Origin of the sequence: Sphingomonas sp. (assembly GCF_965227385.1) — a bacterium.
GTDB lineage: Bacteria > Pseudomonadota > Alphaproteobacteria > Sphingomonadales > Sphingomonadaceae > Sphingomonas.
This window is the reverse complement of sequence record NZ_OZ245750.1, coordinates 2,310,304-2,328,460: the sequence shown is the minus strand read 5'-3', so window position 1 is coordinate 2,328,460 and position 18,157 is coordinate 2,310,304. Positions and strand designations below refer to the sequence as shown.

General features: G+C 66.9%; 14 protein-coding genes. 5 read left to right on the top strand and 9 right to left on the bottom strand.

Annotated features, from left to right (window positions below):
- Positions 1-14: 14 nt before the first annotated feature.
- The gene (locus ACO05N_RS11335) at positions 15-926 is read left to right on the top strand and encodes an alpha/beta hydrolase (RefSeq protein WP_422057190.1); all 912 of its coding nucleotides are present in this window, start codon (positions 15-17) and stop codon (positions 924-926) included.
- Positions 927-942: 16 nt separating this feature from the next.
- On the opposite strand, the gene ACO05N_RS11330 is transcribed toward ACO05N_RS11335, so the two are convergent.
- Both ACO05N_RS11330 and ACO05N_RS11325 read right to left on the bottom strand, forming a co-directional pair.
- Complete coding sequence (locus ACO05N_RS11330; RefSeq protein WP_422057189.1) at positions 943-3,462, bottom strand: ABC transporter permease; 2,520 nt, start codon at positions 3,460-3,462, stop codon at positions 943-945.
- Positions 3,459-4,157, bottom strand: coding sequence for an ABC transporter ATP-binding protein (locus ACO05N_RS11325; protein WP_422057188.1), 699 nt, complete (start codon positions 4,155-4,157; stop codon positions 3,459-3,461). The genes ACO05N_RS11330 and ACO05N_RS11325 overlap by 4 nt, the downstream gene beginning before the upstream one ends.
- A gap of 8 nt (positions 4,158-4,165) precedes the next feature.
- Here ACO05N_RS11325 and ACO05N_RS11320 point away from each other — a divergent pair, with 8 nt between their 5' ends.
- Both ACO05N_RS11320 and ACO05N_RS11315 read left to right on the top strand, forming a co-directional pair.
- On the top strand, positions 4,166-4,894 hold the full coding sequence (locus tag ACO05N_RS11320; protein WP_422057187.1) for a GDSL-type esterase/lipase family protein: 729 nt from the start codon (positions 4,166-4,168) through the stop codon (positions 4,892-4,894).
- Positions 4,895-5,049: 155 nt separating this feature from the next.
- Complete coding sequence (locus ACO05N_RS11315) at positions 5,050-6,393, top strand: neutral/alkaline non-lysosomal ceramidase N-terminal domain-containing protein (protein WP_422057186.1); 1,344 nt, start codon at positions 5,050-5,052, stop codon at positions 6,391-6,393.
- A gap of 19 nt (positions 6,394-6,412) precedes the next feature.
- Here ACO05N_RS11315 and ACO05N_RS11310 read toward each other — a convergent pair whose 3' ends face one another.
- A complete protein-coding gene (locus ACO05N_RS11310; protein WP_422057185.1) occupies positions 6,413-7,297 on the bottom strand; it encodes an ROK family protein in 885 nt (294 codons plus the stop codon).
- Positions 7,294-8,460 (bottom strand): glycoside hydrolase family 68 protein, encoded by a 1,167-nt coding sequence (locus tag ACO05N_RS11305; protein ID WP_422057184.1) that lies wholly within the window; start codon positions 8,458-8,460, stop codon positions 7,294-7,296. Before ACO05N_RS11305 ends, ACO05N_RS11310 begins: the two co-directional genes overlap by 4 nt.
- Positions 8,461-8,697: 237 nt before the next feature.
- Between ACO05N_RS11305 and ACO05N_RS11300 the strand changes: the two genes are divergently transcribed.
- On the top strand, positions 8,698-9,678 hold the full coding sequence (locus tag ACO05N_RS11300; RefSeq protein ID WP_422057183.1) for an alpha/beta hydrolase: 981 nt from the start codon (positions 8,698-8,700) through the stop codon (positions 9,676-9,678).
- On the opposite strand, the gene ACO05N_RS11295 is transcribed toward ACO05N_RS11300, so the two are convergent.
- The 5 genes from ACO05N_RS11295 to ACO05N_RS11275 all read right to left on the bottom strand — a co-directional run bounded on the left by ACO05N_RS11295 (position 9,675) and on the right by ACO05N_RS11275 (position 16,754).
- Entirely contained in the window at positions 9,675-10,904 is a 1,230-nt protein-coding gene (locus tag ACO05N_RS11295; RefSeq protein ID WP_422057182.1) for an MFS transporter, read from the bottom strand. The two genes, ACO05N_RS11300 and ACO05N_RS11295, sit on opposite strands and share 4 nt — an antisense overlap.
- A 91-nt stretch (positions 10,905-10,995) precedes the next feature.
- Positions 10,996-13,107: a TonB-dependent receptor gene (locus ACO05N_RS11290; protein ID WP_422057181.1), complete on the bottom strand. Its 2,112-nt coding sequence runs from the start codon at positions 13,105-13,107 to the stop codon at positions 10,996-10,998.
- A gap of 94 nt (positions 13,108-13,201) precedes the next feature.
- Complete coding sequence (locus tag ACO05N_RS11285) at positions 13,202-14,203, bottom strand: alpha/beta hydrolase (protein ID WP_422057180.1); 1,002 nt, start codon at positions 14,201-14,203, stop codon at positions 13,202-13,204.
- Positions 14,204-14,395: 192 nt separating this feature from the next.
- The gene (locus ACO05N_RS11280) at positions 14,396-15,400 is read right to left on the bottom strand and encodes a LacI family DNA-binding transcriptional regulator (RefSeq protein WP_422057179.1); all 1,005 of its coding nucleotides are present in this window, start codon (positions 15,398-15,400) and stop codon (positions 14,396-14,398) included.
- A 73-nt stretch (positions 15,401-15,473) separates the two neighbouring features.
- Positions 15,474-16,754, bottom strand: a complete 1,281-nt coding sequence (locus ACO05N_RS11275; protein ID WP_422057178.1) for an SGNH/GDSL hydrolase family protein — start codon at positions 16,752-16,754, stop codon at positions 15,474-15,476.
- 146 nt (positions 16,755-16,900) lie between these two features.
- Between ACO05N_RS11275 and ACO05N_RS11270 the strand changes: the two genes are divergently transcribed.
- Entirely contained in the window at positions 16,901-18,130 is a 1,230-nt protein-coding gene (locus tag ACO05N_RS11270) for a hypothetical protein (protein WP_422057177.1), read from the top strand.
- The last annotated feature ends 27 nt before the right edge of the window (positions 18,131-18,157 follow it).

Here is an 18,157-nt window from a genome sequence, read left to right as displayed (position 1 = left end):
TCAGGAGAACCGCCATGTTCTTTCGCGCATCCGCCCTTGCCGCCGCCCTGCTCCTCGGCACGCCGGCCTTGGCGCAGAACGACCAGATGACCCCGATCGCGATCCCGGCTCAGCCGAATGCGATTCCGCTTGGCACCGGGCCGCTGCCCGGCGGCACCAATCCGGAAAGCTGGCACAGCCAATATGGGAGCGTGTTCGCGCGCAACGTGACCGAAGCGACGCTGACCCCCTTCCTGCCCGATCCAGCCAAGGCGACCGGCACCGCGGTGATCGTCGCGCCGGGCGGCGGCTTCCGCACGCTATCGGTGGAGAATGAGGGCTGGGCCGTGACGCGCGCGCTGGCCGATCGCGGGGTTGCCGCCTTCGTCCTCAAATATCGCCTCAACCAGACGCCGGCGGACATGGCCGGGTTCGAGGCGTCGATGCGCCAGATGTTCTCCGGCGCCGCGCGCCCCGCCCGCCCCTCTCCCGATGCGCAACTGGCCGGGCTGACGCCGCAGATCACCGACGCGCGCGCCGCCTTCGCGCTGGTGCGCAAGCGTGCCGGGGAGTGGAAGGTCGATCCGAACCGCATCGGCATGGTCGGCTTTTCGGCCGGGGCGATGCTGACCATGGCGACGACGGTGGCAGGCATGGATGCCAAGCCCGCGTTCATCGGCAATATCTATGGCCCGCTGGCGGCAATGACGATCCCCGCCGACGCGCCGCCGTTGTTCGTCGCGTTGGCGGCCGACGATCCGCTGTTCGGCAACATCGATTACGGCCTGGTCAATGCATGGCGCACCGCCAAGCGCCCGGTCGAGTTCCACCTCTATGAACAGGGCGGTCATGGCTTTGGCATGTATCCGAAGGAGACGACCAGCACCGGCTGGTTCGACGCCTTTGTCAGCTGGATGACGATGCACGGCTATCTCAAGCGGGGATGAGCGGGAGGCGACCCGCTCAGAGCCTCCGCAGCGCCTGAGCGGGTCGCACCGACAGCACCGGCAGCGATCCGAGCAGCCCGATGCCGAGCGTCAGCAACGCGCCGAGGCCCAGCGTCGCCGCGACGATGCTCCAGTCGGGCGCCCAGCCGAACTCGAACACGCCGGCAATAACATACCACGCCGCCAGTCCGCCCAGCCCCAGCGCGAGCGCCGCGAGGGTCAGCGCAAGCAGCGCATATTCGAGCGCCTGCGCCGCGAGAATCTGACGCCGGGTCGCGCCCAATGTCTTGAGGATGACGCTGTCATAGCTGCGCGCCTGTCGCGACGCGGCGATCGCGCCGACCAGCACCGCGATGCCGGCCAGGATCGTGACCGATGCCGAGAGCAGGATCGCGGTCGCCATCTGGTCGAGGATCGTGCGCACCTGACCCACCACCTCGCTCACCGCGATGATCGAGGCCGAGGGGAAGGCGCCCAGCAGCGCGCGCGATACCTTGCCCTCGTTCTTCGGTTCCATGTCGATCGTCGCGGTCAGGCTGTGCGGCGCGGCGGCGAGCGTGTTGGGCGAGAAGACGAGGATGTAGTTGAACCCCATCGTGTCCCAATTGACCTGCCGCAACGACGCGATCCGCGCCTGGATCTCGCGACCAAGGATGCTGACGGTCATGGTGTCGCCGACCCCGACGTTGAGGATCGCGGCAGCCTCCCGGTCGAGCGAGACGAGCGGCGGGCCGGCATAATCCTTCGGCCACCACTCTCCGGCCACCAGATCGCTGCCCTGTGGCAGCACGTCGGAATAGGTGACGCCGCGCTCGCCGCGGAGGAACCAGGCGCCTTCCGGCAGGGTCTTGAGGTCGGCGACGCGGGTATTGCCAAAGGCGGTGATCGTGCCGCGCAGCGACGGGACGATGTTGAGCTTCGCCTCGGGCGCCTCACGTTTCACCAATGTGGAGAAGGCATCGCGGGATTCGGAGGGGATATCGAGCACGAACTGGCTGGGCGCGCGTTGCGGCACCGCGCGCTCGATCTCGGCATCGAGGCTGGTCTGGATCGCCGCCAGTGTGACGAACAGCGTGAGGGCCAGGCCGAGTGCGATCACCAGCGCCACGGTCTGCGCGCCGGGGCGGTGGAGATTGGCGAGCGCCAGCCGCAGCAGCGGACGGCGCGGGCGCGGAAGCCTGGCGGACACGCGACGGATCAGCGCGCCGATGCCAAGCAGCACCAGCAGCACCAGCGCCACCGCGCCGAGCACGGCGGCGGCGAAGATCGGCTCGCGCGCCGTCACCAGCGCCAGCGTCACCACTAGCGCGCCGGCCAACGCGACCAGCGCGACGCTGCGGCGGTCGATGCCACGCGACTCCTCAACCCCACTGCGCAGCTGTGCAGCGGCGGGATGGGTGCGCGCACGCGCCAGCGGCGGCATGGCAAAAGCGAAGGCGATCAGCAGGCCATAGGCGGCGCTCGTCAGCAGCGGCAGCGGATAGACCGCAAAGCCCGGCGCCACCGGCAACAGGTCACCCGCCAGCGCGACGAACGCGATCGGCAACACCGCACCGACCACCAGCCCCGCCCCCACTGCCAGCGCCGACGCCGCGGCGATCTGGAGCAGATAGATGCGGCTGATATCGGCCGAGGTCGCGCCGAGGATCTTGAAGGTCGCGATCCCGCCGCGCTTTTGCCCGAGATAGGAGGCGACGCCGTTGCTTACCCCGATCCCGGCGATGACCAAGGCAGCGAGGCCAATCAGCGACAGGAATTGTCCCATCCGCTCGAAGAAGCGCACCGCGCCGGGCGCGGCGCGGTCGCGGGTCTTGTATTCGAAGCCGGCGGTCGGGAACCGCGCCTTGAGCTGGTCGACCGCTTCCCCCGGCACTACACCGGGGTTCAGGCGGATGCGATACTTGGTCTCGTACAGCGCGCCCGGCTGGAGAAGTCCGGTGCGCTTCATCCCGTCCAGCGACACGATCGCGACCGGGCCGAGGGTGAAGCCTTCCCCCACCCGGTCGGATTCGTCGGCGATCAGCCCCACAATGCGGAACTCCGCATCGCCATAGCGGACCCGATCGCCGGTCTTGAGCAACAGCCGCTCCGACAGCGACTTGCCGATCAGTGCCGCATCGGGCGCGAGCGGCGCATAGCGACCCCGCTCCAGCGTCAGGCTGCCGTATAATGGATAGCGCGCATCGACGCCCTTGAGTTCGGTCAGCACCGCATCGGGGGCGCCCGCGATCGGCGTCGTGCGCCGCGCCATTGCGCGGGTGCGGATCGTGTCGCTGACCGTGCCGAGCTGCGCCAGCGCCGCCCGCTCCTGCGCCGATGCCTGGCGCTGGGTCATCCCCACCTCGACATCGCCGCCGAGCAGCACCTGGCCCCGCGCCGAGATCTCACCGGTGATCGACGCGGTCAGGCTGCCGATCGTCGCCAGCGTCGCAACGCCAAGGAACAGGCAGACGAGCAGCAGCCGCAGCCCGCGAAAGCCCGAATGCAGATCGCGCCGCGCGATGTTCCAGGCCGCGCGCCAGCCGAGCGCCCTCATGCAGCGCTGTCCGCAACGATGTGCCCGTCGCGCATGGTCAGCACGCGGTCACAGCGGCTGGCAAGCGCCGGGTCATGGGTGATGATCAGCAGCGTCGCCCCCGCCGCGCGCTGGCGGTCGAACAACAGGTCGACGATCACGCCGCTCGTGGTGCCGTCGAGATTGCCGGTCGGTTCGTCGGCAAAGATGATCTCGGGCCGCCCCGCCACCGCGCGCGCGATGGCGACGCGCTGCTGCTCGCCGCCCGACAACTGCACCGGATAATGCGTCAGACGGTGGCCGAGGCCAACCGCCTCCAGCTCCGCCGCGGCGCGCGCAAAGGCATCGTCCGCGCCCGCCAGCTCGAGCGGCACCGCGACATTCTCCAGCGCGGTCATCGTCGGCAACAGGTGAAATGCCTGCAGCACGATCCCGACCCGTCCGCGCCGCGCGCGCGCCAAGCCGTCCTCGTCCAGCGTGTCATAGGCGATGCCCGCAACGCTCACGCTGCCGCCGCTCGCCTGTTCCAGACCCGACAGGATCGCCATCAGCGACGACTTGCCCGACCCCGATGGTCCGAGGATCGCGACGCTGCTCCCGCGCGCGATTTCGACATCAATTCCCTTCAGAATTTCCGTCGGCGCTTCGCGCGTTCCAAGCGTCAGGGTGACATTGCGCGCGCGGATTGCGATATCCGCCACCGGTTCGATCGACATAGGTGGAGATGACGTCCTTGATCAGAAAGCTTGCCCCATATGCGGGCGCGGTGCTCCTCCTCCAAGGGCTGAGCGCCTGTTCGGGTGAAAATGATGCGGCGAACCAGTCGCTGGCCACCCCGTCGACGCCATCGGCCGTCGCCAGTGCGGGGGCGGAGAAGGCCGATAGGCGGCTGGTCGTCGCATTCGGGGACAGCCTCTACGCCGGCTATGGCGTGTTGCCGCAGGAGAGCTTTCCGGCCCAGCTGGAAAAGGCTCTGGCAGCACGCGGCATCGCCGCGAGCGTGCGCAATGCCGGGGTCTCGGGCGACACCAGCTCGGCGGGCCTGCGCCGCCTGGCATTCACCCTCGACGGGCTGGATCGCAAGCCGGACCTGGTCATGGTCAATCTGGGCGGCAACGACATGCTGCGCGGCATCGACCCGGCGGAGACGCGCGCGAACCTGACCACGATCTGCGAGGAGCTGAAGAAGCGCGGCATCCCGATCATGCTGACCGGCATGATCGCCGCGCCGAACATGGGGCGCGACTATGCCGACGCGTTCAACGCGATCTATGCCGATCTGGCGAAGCGCTATGATGCGGTGCTGTATCCCTTCTTCCTCGATCAGGTGGTGACCGATCCGACGCTGATGCTGCCCGACCGCATCCACCCCAATCCGCAGGGGCTGGAGAAGATCGTCGGACGGGTCACGCCGCTGGTGGCCGATGCGCTGAAACGCGACGACGCGAACTAGTCGCTGCTTTTCGGTTGCCAACCGCAGCGGCGCTGCAGTACGTCGATAGCAATCGATTGCATAACGCGATCGTCAGGCGGAGGGGATCATGCTGAAAGCACGTCTGCGTGCCGTTCCGCCGTTGTCTGCCTTCGGCTCCAACGGGATGTCTTGCCATGAAGATTGAGCTTCGCGCGGCCTGTGCCGCCACCCTGATTTGCGTCGCCCTCCCCGCCTCCGCCCAGACGCTCAAGGTGGGCGCAGCCAAGGTCGATATCACGCCCAAGCCGGCAGAGATGCCCAAGACCATGCTCGGCGTGCTCGACCCGCTCAACGTCCGCGCGATCGTGCTCGATGACGGCAAGACGCGCGCCGCGATGGTCACCGTCGATGCCGGGGCGATCATGACGGAGACGTGGCAGAACGTCGCCGCGCGGGTCGAGCGCGAGCTCAATATCCCGACCAGCCAGCTGCTGCTGACCGCCAGCCACACGCACAGCGCGCCGTGGATGCGCGGCCCGGCCTACGAGGCCCAGATTTTCGACGCGATCCGCAAGGCGGCGGCGGCGGCAAAGCCCGCGCGCATGGCTTATAGCACCGGTGTTTCCTACATCAACGTCAACCGCAACATCATCGACCCCGACAACCGCCGCTGGTGGGAGGGGCCGAATTACGAAGGCGTGTCGGACAAGACCGTCGCGGTGGTGCGGTTCGAGACGCTGGAGGGCGCGCCGATCGCGGTCTATTTCAACTATGGCGTTCATGCCGTGCTGACCGGCAATCTTGACTTGGTCAGCGCCGACCTGCCGGGCGCCGCGTCCAACTATATCGAGCAATCGCTGGGCGGAGACGCGGTCGCGGTCTATGGGAACGGCGCGGCGGGCGACCAGAACCCGATCTATTTCAACCAGACCTATGAACTGCGTTCCATCCGCACTGCGGACTATGCAAAGCGCGGCGAGGATATCAGCAACGCGATGCCCCCCGGCGGGACCGGCATGGACCGCAGCAATCCGCGCGTCGCGATGCTGATGGAACAGCAGAAGCAGATGGTGAAATCGATGGGCCAGATGCTGGGCGAAGAAGTGCTGCACGTCAGCCGCGCCAGCCTGGAGCGCCCGGTCGCTGCGGCCACTATTCAGGGCGCGCAGACCAGCGTGACCTGCCCCGGCCGCAAGCGGCTGGACAAGGGGCGCGCGGGCTATCCCGGCACCTATGAGGATGCGGACCCGATCAGCATCCGGCTGAGCCTGCTCAAGATCGGCGACACGGTGATCGGCGGCGTGGACGCAGAGGTGTTCACGACCATCGCCCAGCGCTTCAAGCGCGAATCGCCGTTCAAGCACACGATGATGACGACGATCACCAACGGCATGGCCCCGTCGGGCTATATCCCGAACGACGCGGCGTTTGCGTACAACACGTTCGAAGTGGTGTCGTCGCGACTGAAGCCGGGCTGCGCGGAGAGCGCGATCGTCAACGGACTGCTCGACCTGATCGACAAGGTCGACGCGAAGTGAGGCGACGGGCCGCGTCGCCTCAGCGCGACGCGGCCTGTGCCAATGCGATGGCGCCGAGCGGGCCAGCATCGGTGCCAAGGCCCGCAGGCTGAATGATCTCGCCGACCGCTTCGCTAGTGACGAAGGGCAGATAGCTCTCAAGCTGCGCCACGACGATCTCCCGCACCCAGGGCAGGATGAAAGCGCGTGAAAGCGCCACGCTGCCGCCGAACAGGATGCGTCGCGCCGACGTCGTCAGCAGGATAGCGCAGCACAATTCTGCGATATCGGCAGCGACATGGTGCCAGATGGGGTGGTCATCGGGAGCCTTGGCCGGGTCCATGCCGAAGCGTGCGGCGAGCGCTGGCCCCGACACCAGCCCCTCGATGCAATCGCCATGAAATGGGCAGTTGCCAGCAAAGGCGTCACCCGGCACGCGCCGCAGCCGGAGATGGCCGATCTCCGGATGCATCGCGCCATGCACGGGCTTGCCCCCGATCAGCAGCCCGCCGCCCAGCCCCGTGCCGATCGTCAGATAGCACAGGCTGTCGCACCCCTGCGCCGCGCCCCAGCGATATTCGGCGAGCGCCGCGCCATTGACGTCGGTGTCGATCGCCATCGGACATGCCAGCCCCTCGCTCAGCAGCGCCGAAACCGGCGCGCCGGTCCAACCGGGCTTGGGCGTTGCAAGGATTTGCCCGAACTTCGGATCGCGCAGACCGAGTTGGATCGGACCGAAGCTGGCGATACCCAGCCCCGCCAGCGGCGCGGTCGTCGCCCAGCCATCAAGGATCGCGCGCAGCGCGCTTAGCGTCGCGATCGTCTCCCCGGTCGGGATGCTGCGCCGCTCGACGATCGCGTCGCCCTGCGCCAGCACGGCAATCGCCTTGGTCCCGCCCAGCTCGATCCCCGCATAGCGGTTCATCCGTCCGTCTCCAGCCCCGCCTCATCGCCCTGCAACCGCAAACGCAGCATCGGCGCAAAGGTCGCGCCGAAACGGCGGGCGTTTGCGTCGCTGCCGTTGCTCCCCCAGGCGTCGATGAAGCTGGTCACCTGAAGGTCGGGCAATACCAGCCAGCTATAGGCCTGTTTCGGCGCGGCGTCAGGGTTTGCGAACACCAGCCCCGTGCCATTGAGCGGACGCCAGCCACCATCGATCCGGTCGGAGACCATGCCGTAAAGCCCGGCCGGGCCGGTCGGGCCATCGGGGTTGAAGACATGCCGCTGGGTCGACCAGAACAGATAATAGAGCCCGCCGTGCATCACGACATGCGGCCGCTCCAGTTCATTGTTCAGCGTATCCGCGCTGACCAGCGGCGGGCGGATATCCCAGTCGGTTAGCGTGTCGTCGCGCGCGGTTGCCCAACCGACGCAGCCGTTGAAGGCCGAATCGGAACCGGCCAGCGACGCAGCGAAAAAGACATGGTGCCGCCCGCCGCGCGGGTCGCGGAAATAGGCGGGATCGCGGAATGCCTTGATCGTGCCGACCGCGCCACTGCCCGCGTCGCTCGCCATGTAATGCGCGGGATCGCGGACCACGAATTCGCGCAGATCGCGCCAGTCGGTGAGGCGATAGCCGCCCTCATGCGCCAGGGTCGCATCAGCGCGGAACAGCCGCTGCTCGAAGGTCAGCGTTGCCTCGCCGCGCCGCCCGGTGGCGGTGAAGAACAAGGTCAGCGTGCGACGATCCGCCGCCAGCAGCGCGGAGCCGGACCATTCGCGGCTGCCCGGCGCAAAACCGTCGGGCATGGCCGGGCCGAGCGGGTGCCAGCCCGCGGCGTCGCGCAGGATCAGGTGGATGCGGGCATGGCCATGCCGCGTATCGGGATCGGGGAACCGCGGCGCCCCCAGTGCCATCCACAAGGTCTGACCATCGCGCAACGTGGAGGGCTTGCCATCCGCATCCTGCACCGGCCACGCGTCCCAGATGTCGAGATCGGGCGCGATGCGCGCCACATCGCTATCCGTGATTAGCGGCGCGCTGTCGTGGCAAAAGTCGGCCAGGGCACGTATATGCGCTGGGGTCCATGACGCCGTCGCCGGCTGCTCCGCCGTGACGATCGCTGGCGACTGTTCGATCGCGCTCATCGGGCAACCGCTCCGACAAACGCGGGCAACTCCGCGGTGCATCCGGCCGGCCCCTTTCGGCAATACGCATCAACTCGCCGGATCAATTCGCTCTCCCTTCCTCGGGCCTACGCGACCTCCTTGCCGACTTTGCAAGACTTTCGCAATCGATTGTGAATACAACTTGCAACGTGCGGCGCGACACGCTGTTATCTCGCAGCCGGAAGCGCAAATGTGCTGTCCGGGACGGGAGGATGCATGTTGGTTAAGATCGGACCCATCGGACGGCGCGGGTTTATCGCCGGGGCCACGGGCCTCGCGGCGCTTGCTGCTGGAAGTGCCTGCGCGGCGCAATTCCCCAAGCTCCCGCCGATGCCGCGCGCGTGGATCGATGCCGAACAGATCCCGCTCTGGCCGAACGGAACCCCCGGCGGCGGCTACACCGCCCGCGCGGTGCCCGCCGACTGGCCAGACATCATGGTCCGCAACATCGAAACCCCGATGCTGCGTGTATTTCGTCCGGAGAAGCCGAACGGCCGCGCGTTGCTGTCGATCCCCGGCGGCGCCTACACCTTCGTGTCGATCCTCAACGAAGGCGTCGATGTTGCCCGCGCGATGACGGCGCGCGGATACACCGTGTTCGTCCTCACCTATCGCCTGCCCGACGAAGGCTGGGCGAAGCGCGAGGATGTGCCGCTGCAGGATGCGCAGCGCGCGATCCGCGTGATCCGGGCCAATGCCGGACGCTACGGGTTCGACCCAGCCAAGGTCGCGGCAATCGGCTTCTCGGCCGGGGGACATCTCGGCGCGACGCTGGCGACCAGCTTTTCCGAGCCGGTCTATGCGCCGCGCGACGCCGCCGACGCGCTCGACGCCCGGCCTGCGGCAATGGCGCTGATCTATCCCGTGATCAGCGTCACCGCGCCGGTCACCCATGCCGAGTCCGCGATGCGCCTGCTCGGCAACGCACCCCCGGCGGAGCTGATCGCAAAACGCTCGCCCGCGCAGCATGTTAGCGCGCAGACCCCGCCCGTCTTCCTCGTCCACGCGCTCGACGACAAAGCGGTGCCAGCCGAGAACAGCATGATCATGCTGCGCGCCCTGCAGGCGGCGAACCGCCCGGTCGAGCTGCATCTGTTCGAGGCGGGCAATCACGGCTTCGGCGTCGGACGTCCCGATACGCCGGCCGGGCAATGGCCCGCTCTGTTCGCTGCCTGGCTCGACCGGCATCTGAGCTAAGCGCGGTAATCGTCGGCGTCGCGCTGCGCGAGCAGCGCGGCGAACGGCGCGCGCGATCTGTTCCAGCCGCACAGCAATGCCAGTAGCGTTGCAAAGACGCCGCCGAGCAGGATCGCATAGCTGCTGTCCGCCAGCCATTCGCCCAGCGCGCCCATCGCCAGCGGCGCCAGCACCGCGCTGACGCAGGTGAAGAACAGCAGCAACCCGGCGATGGACCCGTGCCGCCCCTTTTCGTAGCAGCTGATCCCGGTCGAATTGATCGTCGGATATAGCACCGACATGAACAGCCCCGTCGCAGGCAGCGCAAAGATCGCGACCTCGCGCCCGTCCAGCACTGCGATCCAGAACAGCGCTGCCATCGCCGCGCTGCACACCAGGATCACGCTCGCCCAGTCGAACCGCGAGAGCAGCCACACCCCCAGGAACCGCCCTGCCGCGCGCAGCACGAAGAAGATCGACACGACATAAGCCGCCAGCCACAGCCACGACCCCGAATAATTGGCGAGATAGGTCGGCGCCCAGACATAGATCGCGGCCTCTGCCCCGACATAGAGCATCAACGCGGTTCCGAAGAAGCGCGCGGGCGGATCGCCGGCCATGCGGATCGCTTCACTCGCACGGACCGGTTCGGTGCGGGTGATGATCGGCCGCGGAAAGCGCGCGACGACCGACCCGAGCACCAACAGCGCGCACAGCATCGCCGCGATGATGTACACCCATTTCCAGCTCGCACCCTGCGTCAGCATATAGGCGACGATCGCCGGCCCGATGATTGCGCCCACGCCGAAGAATCCCTCGATCAGGTTCATCGTCCGCGCATGTTCGCCAGTCGAACGCGACAAGTCGCCGATCAGCGCCAGCGCGCCGGACTTGAAGATGCCGATGCCGATGCCGGAAACGAACAACAGGCTAGTGAAGAACAGGAAATCATGCCCCGCCGCGAATAGCGCAGAACTGACCCCGAACAGGACCAGGCCGATCAGGATCGTCGCCTTGCGCCCGATCCGGTCGGCAAGGAAGCCGAGCGCGATCGCGGAGATGCCGATCCCCGCCATGGTGGCATATTGGAACGACCCACCAGCGGTCAGGCCCAGCTGAAACTCGCGGATCACTTCGGGAATGACCGTGCCGACCGAGTCCGTGGTCATCGCGAACATCGCGAACATCAGGAACACCAGTGCCTTGAGCAGCGTCGCCGCGCCGTTCTGTCCCGCCTGATCGTTCATCCCGCTCTCCAATCAATCATCGTTCGCGCCGAGAGAACGGAAAGGGCGGGAGGCGCATGGCCCCCCGCCCTTCCCGCATGTCCGATTCCGGTCAGGGCGTGACCCGGAAACGAAGGCCGATCGTGCGCGGGGTCGGCCCCGATCCCGACAACGGGCCGTTGGTGCCGACGAAGGTCGGCCCCCGCTCGTCGGTCAGGTTGTTGCCGATCAACGCCAGTTCGTAATCACCGTAACGGACGCCCAGGGTCAGAGCCATGACGTTATAGGCGGGCGCGGTGATGCCATTGCCCTGCAACCGGTCGCCGCTGTGGCTGAGCGACAGATTGCCGAACAGGTTCACGCCGCTCGCGATGTCGCCATTATAGCCCATGTCGACGCGGAAGTTGTTGGCCAGCGTATTGGTCAGCCGCGCGCCGGGACGCAGCAGCGGCTGGGCCGCCGCCACGATGGGATTCACGCGGGTATATTTGCTGTCGTTGAAGTTGCCGACAAAGCCCAGGTTGAATCCCTTCAGCGGCGTGTTCCAGCGCAGTTCGAGATCGACGCCCTTCGTTTTTGCGTCGCCAAAATTGGCAAAGCCGTTGACGTTGGCAATCGACCCCGTGACCGAGGTCTGCAGGTTGGTATATTCGAGCTGATAGAGGTTGAGGCCGACATTGACCGACCGGTCGGCGCTGCGCCACTTCAAGCCGAATTCATAGTTGGTCGAGGATTCGGGCTCGAGCGTCACGCCCGTCGGCACGCCCGCGCCAGTCACCGACTGAACCTGCACCCGCGACTGGACGATACCCGGACGGAAGCCGGTCGCCGCCGAAATGAACATCGTCAAGTCATCGGTCGGCAGATAAGACAGGTTGACCCGCCAGGTCGTCACGTCCTTCGTCGTCGGCAGCGTTTCGGTCGCGTCGGCAAAGGCGCGATCGTCATGATATTGGCGCAGGCCGACGAGCGGAACGAGCTTGCCGTCGAACAGCTCGTAGCTGACCTCACCGAAGAAGGCGTAGTTTTCGGTCAGCGTGTCATTGTCGGCATTGATCACCGCGGCGGGCAGGGTGAGCGCATTTTTCTGCGGCCCCGACCCGTCCTGATACGACGCGCCGAGCAGCCATTTGAACGGCCCGCTGCCATTGGAGTTCAACCGCAGTTCCTGCGCGAACATGCTCGGCAGGAACTGGCTGGAGAATGACCCGGAGGGCGAGAGCGGGATGTTGATCCCGAACACGCCGTCGAGCTGACTTGTCGCGCTGGTGATCGTGAACGCATCGAAATCGACCGTCGCGGTCAGGCTGTACAACGTGAAGTCGCCGTTCGAGAACCCGTCTTGCCCCGCGGTATTCTGGAAATAGGGCGGGTTCACCGATGCGGTAAAGCCGGTGAAGCCCTGACGCGGGCGGAACTTCCAATATTGCGCGCGGATGTTGACGTTGTCGGCCGGGCGGAACAGGGCGACGACGCGGATGTCGTCATTCTTCGCGACATTGACCCCGGTCTCGTCGGGCGTGCCGTCGAACGGGCCGTAATAGGCGTCGGCCCAGCCGGCATCGCGTGAGAAGCCGCCACTGACGCGCACCGCCAGCACGTCCTTGACGATCGGCACGGAGACCGCGCCGGCAACGCCGTAGTTGAGGCCGTCAGCGCCGCGGGTCTGCGACGCCTCCGCCTCGAACGCGTAATCGAAATCCTTGAGATTGGGATCGCGCGTGCGGAAGATGAACACGCCTCCTGAAGAGCCCTGCCCATAGAGCGTGCCCTGCGGTCCGCGCAGCACTTCGACCCGGTCGATGTCGAGGAAGCGGACCGGCGGCGCGATGCCAAAATTGGTGACGATGAACGGCGCATCGTCGAGATAATAGCCGATCGGCGAGTCGCCATTCTGAGTCACGCTGCCGCGCAGATTGTAGAAGCGCGAGCCGTTGGACTGGCGGAACCCTTCGAACGCCCCCGGCACGCTCGACACCAGGTCGCCGATGGTGCTGATATTGCGCTCCTTCAGCTCCTCGCCGTCGAACGCCTGGATCGCCAGCGGCACTTCCTGCAGCGCCTGCGCGCCGCCTTTTTGCGCGGTCACGACGACTTCTTCGGTGGTGGATGCGGCCGGCCGATCGGCCTGCTGCCCTGCCGCGTCGCTCTGCGCAAAGGCTGGCGCGGCTGCCAGAACGCTTGCGACCGCGATGGACGCAACTGTCGTGCAAAGATGCTTCATGTTCCTCTCCCCGGTTATTTTTTTCAATCGATTGCATAAATGGGCTAAAAACTGCCGTCAAGAATCGCCCGGCCCTGGGCGATGCCCGACGCCGCTATTTGGTCGGACGCGCGAAGGCGCGGCGCAGCGCCTCAATCCTGGCGCGGGTAAACTGCTTCGCTTGCGGCGAGTCTGCCGAGAGCTGGTCGAACCCGTGATAGGCGCCTGGAATCACCTGCAATTCGGTCGGCACCCCTGCCTCGTTCAGTCGCCGGGCATAGTCGATATCCTCGCTGACGAAGAGATCGACGCCGCCCACCTGGATGAACGCGGGAGGTAGCCCGGCCAGGCTGGGCGTGCGCGCTGGTACGGCCCGCGCAGGGACCTTGTCCGTACCGGGGGCCTGGCCCAGAAACGCCTTCCAGCCATATTGATTTTCCGCCGCGCTCCACCCGACCGTGGCGATATGGCCGGGCAGCTTGACCGCGCCACCGGTACGATCGTCGAGCATCGGATAGACCAGCGCCTGGAAGGCAATCGGAATCTCGCCGCGGTCGCGCGCGGTGATCGCGAGCAGCGCAGCATGGCCGCCGCCCGCGCTCTCGCCGGTCACCGCGATCCGGTTGCGATCGAGGCCGAGCTCGGCCGCGCTCTGGTACATCCAGCGCAGCCCGGCATAATTGTCCTCGATCGACCCTTCGAAGGTCGTTTCTGGTGCCAGGCGATATTCAACGCTGACGATCACCGCGTCGAGCTCGCGCGCCATTTCCTGCAGGCGGCGCACATCGGTTGCCGCGGTGCCGAGTATGTAGCCACCACCATGGGTGTGGAGGATACCCGGACGGCTCGTCCCCGCCTTCGCATTGATCACGAACAGCTTGACCTGCGGCGCGCCGGCCGGGCCGGGGATCAGCTTCTCCAGCACCGGAATATCGGCGTGGCGCGGCGGGACTGGCGGCCCGCCGCCGCGCTTGCGCGACGCGAGCACCATCGCTTCGTCGATCGTGCCCATCATCTTTGAAAAGCCGATCGCCATGCGTGCGCCCGCACGCAGTTCCGGCGCGATCGGTGCGAGCTTTGCCTCATCCTCGGCGGTCAGCTGGGCCGGCGGAGGCACTTGTTGCGCGAGCGCCGGAACGGGCACGATCGCAACGCAGAGCAACGCGGCTCCACAGGCGAGGGAAAACCTTGCGCGCATCCAACTCTCCCAACCAATTATCGCCTGGACTCGGGTCCGTTATGCCAACATCCTATTAGCAATCGATTGCAAGTCAACTCCACCAAAGTCGTAGATGGCCGATTGACGCGCTCAGCTCGATTCGCGGACGATCAGTTCGGGGGTCAGGATCGTCGACCCGGTCGCCTCGCCCGCGATCCGCTTCATCAGGCTATCGACCAGATGCGCGGCGCCCGCGGCGAGGTTCTGGCGCACGGTCGTAAGTGGCGGCGCGCCGGTCCGGGCGAGATACAGATCGTCATAGCCGACCACCCGGACATCGCCGGGGACCGACAGGCCGCGTGTCGCCAGCACCTGGATCGCGGTCAGCGCAATCAGGTCGGACGCGGCGAAGATACCGTCGGGCAGGATTTCGGATTGATACAGAAACGCGTCGATGTCCGACCCGCTTACTTCCGACGCGAAATGGGTCGGCGCGTCGACCAGGATGATGTCCGCCCGCGCCGCGATCGCCGCCTTTGCCCCTTCCAGACGCAGCGACGGCTCGATCGCCTGGGTGTTGCCCAGAAAGGCGATCTTGCGACAGCCACGGTCGATCAGATGCTGCGTCGCCATCCGCCCGCCCAGGAAATTGTCGGTGCCGACCGAACAATGGATTTGCCCCTGTACGAACCCGCCCCAGGCGACCAGCGGCAGATACTCCGCCGCGATCCGGTCGAGCACCTGCGACTGATCCGACTGGCCGACAATGATGAATCCATCGACGCGGTCGGAATCGATCAGCCGTGACAGCCAATTGTCCTGGTTGGGAATGACGCGCGACAACACCAGGTCGAACCCGCGCTCGCTCAACTCGTCGGCGAGATAGCCGATCAGCGTCATGAAGAACGGGTCCGACAGATGCTGGCCGCGATCATGGCCCAGCGGCACGACCACGCCGATCGCGCCGCGCTGCTTGGTGCGCAGGTTGCGGGCAAGCGCGCTGGGCCGGAAATCGTGCTTTTCGGCAAGCTTGCGGATGCGTTCGGAGGTCTTGGAGTTGACCATCGTCTTGCCTGCCAGCGCACGCGACACCGTCGCCGCCGACACGCCGGCCAGTTCGGCGAGGTCGTAGATGGTCTTGATCTTGCGCGCCAAATTCCGCCTCCCGCTCACGCTCCGGGGATAGGGTCGCAATGCCCCGTTTGCAACAAGCCGCCCCGGTTGCAGCCTAGTTGCGGCGGAGGCGACCGATATCGATCGCGCGGGCCATCGCGGCATTGCCGGCATCGTTGGGATGAACGTTGTCGCCCGGATCATAGGTCGGGTTGAGCCGCGTCGGACGCGCCGGATCGCGCAGCACCGCGTCGAAATCGACCAGCGCGTCGAACTTGCCGGTCGACCGGATCCACTGGTTCACCGCCTGGCGCAGCGCCTCGGTCTTGGCGCTGTACAGCCACGTTCCCTCGGTCGGCGCGATCGTCGCGCCCATGACCTTGATGCCGTGCAGATGCGCGCGATCGATGAACTGGGAATAGGCGGCGATAAGGTCCGCCGCCGTCACCGCCTCGCTTGCCGGCATGCCCGGGATCGCCGCGAAATTGATGTCGTTGATCCCCTCCAGCAGGATGACCCAGCGCACACCTGGCCGCGCCAGCACATCGCGATCGAACCGGGCCAGCGCGGACAGGCCCGCCCCGTCGCGTCGCACGCGATTGCCCGAAATCCCCATGTTGATGACCGACAGGTGGCGCGTGCGCGCGTCCCCCTGCAGCCGTTCCGCCAGCAGCTCCGGCCATGCCCGCCCGGCATCTGGCGTGGTACCAAAACCATCGGTGATCGAATCCCCGAATGCTACGACCGTGCCCGCGCTTGCATCCGCCTCCACCGCCAGCCCGCTCAGCCAGAAATAGGACCGATTGGTTTCGGCATTTGCAAACGTCGTGTCCTCGGTGCGCTCGCCCTTGACGACATAGGTGGTGCGAAGCCCCAGCGGGTGTAGCGTGTTGACCGCGACATCGTCGGGAAGATGGATCGAGACCGCGAGCAGTTCGAGTGCCGCAACGTCCAGCGCGACGGGATCGCTGAATACGACCGCACCCGGCTGGATCGTCACCGCCCCTTCCCCGGCAAAGCTGAGCGCCCGCGAGGTTCCCGGCCGGATCGCTCCAGCTTCAGCGCTCTTCGCGAACGCCGCACGACCGATCCGCAACGGTTCGCCACCGCTCGCATTGGAGAATTGCACCCGCCACACGCTACCCTTGACGGTCGGGCGGACCACCATGCGCGCCGTCTGGTCGTTCAGGCGTTCCGGTGTCGGGAGGATCGGTGACGGGCCGGAGGGCGGCGGCGCGGGGCGGGTTTCGCCCGCCGGGCGCGGCGGCATCCGCGGCGGCGGCATCGGGGCGAGCTGCTGCGCAGTGCCCCAGGCGCTGATCCAGCGGTCCTCCGCCCGCACGGCCGGCGACAGCATCATCGCAACCACGCCACACAGCGCCACCCAAGCGTGCACCAACGCCCTGCTCTTCACGGCCCTCTCCCAAGCAAATGCTGGCCCCATCGCCTGCAATCGATTGCCGACCGCTAACATTGCGTTGGACGTGCTGCAAGCAATGCCATGGCCTTGGCGCAGCGCGGTGCGCTGGTTAGACCGGTGCCATGCGCTCGCTCTCCAGTTTCATCCTGCTGCTGCTCGCCTGGTTCGCGCTTCCGCATCGCGCCACCGCGCAACCCGCACAGACACGCGCCGAGGCACTCGGGCAGGATGCCGCCGAATATGTCCGCGCGTATGGCGTCCCCGCAGCGGAGGCAGTGCGCCGACTGATCGCGCAACAAGATAGCGTGCCAGCCATCGATGCCATCGCGGAGCGATATCGCGACCGCCTCGCCGGCGTCTCCGTCCAGCATCGTCCAGATTATCGCTACATCGTGTATCTCACCGGCGCGCGGCCGGTGGCCCCGACTGCGGTCTCGGCCGGCCCCACGCGGGTCCCCGTGCAGTTCCGCACCGGCGCCAAGGCCAGTCGCGAGCGTGTGCTATGGGCGCTCACCCATCACCAGCCCGCGATCCGCGCCGCACTCAGCGGGACGCCGTCGATGGGCATCGATCCCCGCACCGGCGAACTGGTCGTCATCGCCGCCCAGTCGGTGGTCGACCGCGCTGGGGGAGCCGCCGCGCTAGACGCGGGGCTGACCGCGCTGACCGGAGTTCCGGTGCGGGTCCGCATGCTCGATCTGGTCGACCGCAATCTCGGGCCGCAAGGCGGCGGGCGGCTCGACGGCACCGATCCGGCGAGCGGAAGGCGCTATCGCTGCACCAGCGGCTTTCTGGTCGGCGATGGCGCGCGCATCGGCATCACCACCGCGGCGCACTGTCTCGACGAACTCGCCTATATCGATCCGACGCGCCAGGCGACGCCGCTCGGCTTTGTCGGGCAATGGGGCTGGGGCTATCACGATGTGCAGATCCACACCGTCCCGACGGTGGCACGCCCGCTGTTCTTCACCGACACCGCGCGCACCCGCGTCCGCCCGGTCGAGTCGCAGCGCGCCAAGACGAGCACACGTGCTGGCGACTTCGTGTGCCATCGCGGCGAAAGCACCGGCTATAGCTGTGCGGAGGTGACGTTGCTCGACTTCGCACCGGCGGGCGAATTGTGCGGCGGCCATTGCCTGCCGACCTGGGTCGCGGTAGCGGGTCCCACCTGCAAACAGGGGGACAGTGGCGGCCCGGTGTTCAGCGGCACGACCGCATTCGGCATCGTCAAGGGCGCGACATTCCGTACTGACGGGTCCTGCGCCTTCTATTTCTACATGTCGCTCGACTACCTGCCGACCCCGTGGCGGCTGCTGACCGAACCACCGCCGGCGATGGCGCAGGGGGAGTAGACCGGGCGGATCGGACCCGCCCGTCTC